This is a genomic window from Reinekea sp. (assembly GCF_982785585.1).
In genome coordinates this window covers 1-2771 of the sequence record NZ_CEYAVF010000066.1, presented here as the reverse complement: position 1 = coordinate 2771, position 2771 = coordinate 1, and the positions used below count along the sequence as shown (strand labels likewise).

Here is a 2771-nt window from a genome sequence, read left to right as displayed (position 1 = left end):
CCCAATGCCCTCGGCGATATACCGCCCCCACCCCACAATGCCAAGGGCCACACCTGGCGCCATTCCGATGACGACCTAGTGATGATGACTCTGAATGGCCATCGCGACCCCTACAACGGTAGCGAGTTTTTGACTATGCCGGCTTTTAAGGGGATCTTAACGGAAGCCCAGGTAGTAGGGATTCTCGACCATTTGAAGACGCTGTGGACCGACAAGCAGTTGGCGGCTCAGGCCGCTTTGAATAGTTCGGTACACATACCAGGTGGTGAGCTCTGAACTGCGATACAGCTGACAATGTGCTTAATTCGGCCCTAGGGTTATAATTAACAACACGAAACGTTAAGGGTTGTTAAGTCTGATTGATATTGCCAGCGCGCAACGCATCATTGAAGAATCGGGTTTGGGTAGCCCAGAGTCGGTATTGATCGGGATAGCGCGTTCCCTAGTCAATCGCCCCTTTAACGCGCCCGATCGAGCCGTTGCCGTGCTCTCTAACGATGAACGCGATTTTCTGCTGGCCGGCGGCGCAGTCGGCGTCAATAGCTCCGTTGACTCAGAACTTATGCTCAACCATCTGGCCGATGTGGCCATTGAAATGGAAGCTCTGCGGCGGCGCTCAGTCCTCTTCGCCGATGCCGCTAAACTGCTCCAGGTATCAAAGCCTCGTATCTCCCAAATGACCGCCCAGCAGGCTTTGTACTGTTTTCGGTTGGATGATCTGGCCTACTACCCGTTATGGCAATTTATCGACGGAAAAATACTGCCCGGCATGAAAGCGGTATTGCTTGGAACGGGCGGAGATGTGCATCCGCTGTCGATACATCGTTTTTTTAATACCGAGCTTGCGGAACTGTCACTCGAAGACGTGCCCGTTACACCGATCCAATGGCTAAAAAATGGTGGCAATACCGATATTTTAACGCAATTGGTGGCGCAATTGTGACCGCCAAGTTCCCCAACCCACCCACGGCAGAGGCCTTAGCCCTGATCAAACCGGTGGTGTTAGTACTACCTGCGGCAACCGTCATCAGCCGGCTCTTCCCTACATCGGGCCGCTACCCATCGAACTGGAACGAATTCCGACACGTTGGCCCCTTAGCCAGTCGATTTGACCATCATCTAATTAGCAATTCAAGGTCCACCAACGCGGCCGCGCAAGAGCGAGGCATTCTCTACGGCGCCCATGGCGCAAATCATATCCCCACCGCCCTCGCTGAATACTTCCAGAGTACCCGCCTTATTGACCGTCGGGCCAACAGCCCTGTTTTGGCCGGTTTCGCTTTGCGACGCGACATCCAACTGCTGGATCTGCAAGGCCCGTTCTGCACCCGAATCGGCGCATCAACAGCGATCAACTCAGGCAGCCGAATCCGGGCGCAGCGTTGGGCGAAAGCAATTTATGAGGCGTGGCCAGCACTGGACGGTATTGCATACCGTTCCTCAATGTTTGGCCCTGAACCGGCCATCGCGCTGTTTGAACGCGCCAAGTCCGCCCTACCCAGCCAGACGGTTTTTCATCGCAATCTGTCGGACACCGCCATGACCACGGTGGTTTATAAAACCGGGCAAAAACTCGGTTACACCGTGGTGTGAATGGTGGTGCTTTAGCTGCTGTTGTATTTGATACGGTCAACTGGTGGGCTTACTGGGCTGAGCGCAATAGCCGCCTAGGACCCTACTTTTAACATCGGTTATAAAAGGGGGGATTACAAGACCAGGTTTCCAGAGATTCGACTACCCTCTAAAAAGAACCGGAACAAGAACAAACAAATTCCTAACGACCACCCCAAACATAATCACACATATAACAAGGCTTAAAGGTATAAAATATTTTTTACTCAGTTCTTTAGATTTCTCAATTCCGTATTTTTCTACTATGTATTTAGCCTTATGTGACGTCCTCAAGTAGTAGTCAAGATCCTCGGGATTAACTAAAGACTTAACGCTTATCGTGGTGACATATATTGCCAAAATCAAGATTACTATTGTGTAAAATACGGACAGTTGATATGAGTCCATGTTATTTAGTCCTATTTATAAATTAATGTTAATTGTTTTACTATACGCGTTCTGCACAGCCAATTCAGATAGCAAACACCAATTCCGGCAGGTATCAAGTATGTTATTATTTTCTCATTACTTTCAACATTCCACCTTCAATTTTCGCTTCTGAATCTTGTCTAATTATAATTACTAACGGGCTCATTAGGTTCGAACTTTTCAGCTTCCTAATAGCTGATCCTTTTTATTATACCCACAGCTTTACTGTGACCTATTATTGCCCACGAAAATACGCCTTTCTCTTACTAATTAGAAACGCAATCAGGATATAGACTAACAGTGATGCACCCAGCATGCCGGCGAAAGCGGTGGGAGAAAATAGCATTGGTAACGCCTCCTCCTGAATCGGCAACCCCATGCTTTCTTTGCTCATTCTATATGCCTGCTTCATGCCTTCGATATTTAATAGCCCAAGACCGCATGCCAGTAAATTGTAGATAGCTGCGGCGATTAATGCCGAATATGCAACCTTAATACCGATCAATTTGGGTTTGATTAGAAAAAACAACGAGCTTAAATTAAGCATAAGAACTGAGACAGCTAAGATAAAAAATAGAGGGGTTAATCCGGCACTACTATACGCAAAATAGTCATTGGTGCTCTGGTGGCGGTACAGCAACTCGATATCCATTCCAACAGCCCACAGAAACCAAATAATCAAAACCCAAATGATCTTGCCTTTTTTCATGAGTACTCCTTAAATTTAAAGT

The 2771-nt window shown here is 47.9% G+C and carries 4 protein-coding genes; 3 read left to right on the top strand and 1 reads right to left on the bottom strand.

All coding sequences use genetic code 11. The features are described 5' to 3' along the window. The 3 genes from AC4FIC_RS15005 to AC4FIC_RS14995 form a co-directional block, all read left to right on the top strand. Positions 1 to 276: c-type cytochrome (locus tag AC4FIC_RS15005; RefSeq protein ID WP_488083969.1), on the top strand; the 276-nt coding region annotated here is incomplete at its 5' end. A gap of 70 nt (positions 277 to 346) precedes the next feature. After that, positions 347 to 943: a hypothetical protein gene (locus AC4FIC_RS15000; protein ID WP_145980271.1), complete on the top strand. Its 597-nt coding sequence runs from the start codon at positions 347 to 349 to the stop codon at positions 941 to 943. Next, the gene (locus AC4FIC_RS14995) at positions 940 to 1593 is read left to right on the top strand and encodes an RES family NAD+ phosphorylase (RefSeq protein ID WP_158524341.1); all 654 of its coding nucleotides are present in this window, start codon (positions 940 to 942) and stop codon (positions 1591 to 1593) included. The genes AC4FIC_RS15000 and AC4FIC_RS14995 overlap by 4 nt, the downstream gene beginning before the upstream one ends. Before the next feature lie 682 nt (positions 1594 to 2275). Here AC4FIC_RS14995 and AC4FIC_RS14990 read toward each other — a convergent pair. Next, complete coding sequence (locus tag AC4FIC_RS14990) at positions 2276 to 2749, bottom strand: hypothetical protein (RefSeq protein WP_100257253.1); 474 nt, start codon at positions 2747 to 2749, stop codon at positions 2276 to 2278. Positions 2750 to 2771 lie beyond the last annotated feature (22 nt).

Excerpts from the sequence above, each read along its gene's own strand:
- AC4FIC_RS14990 (WP_100257253.1), bottom strand. The coding sequence starts at position 2,749 with ATGAAAAAAGGCAAGATCATTTGGGTTTTGATTATTTGGTTTCTGTGG.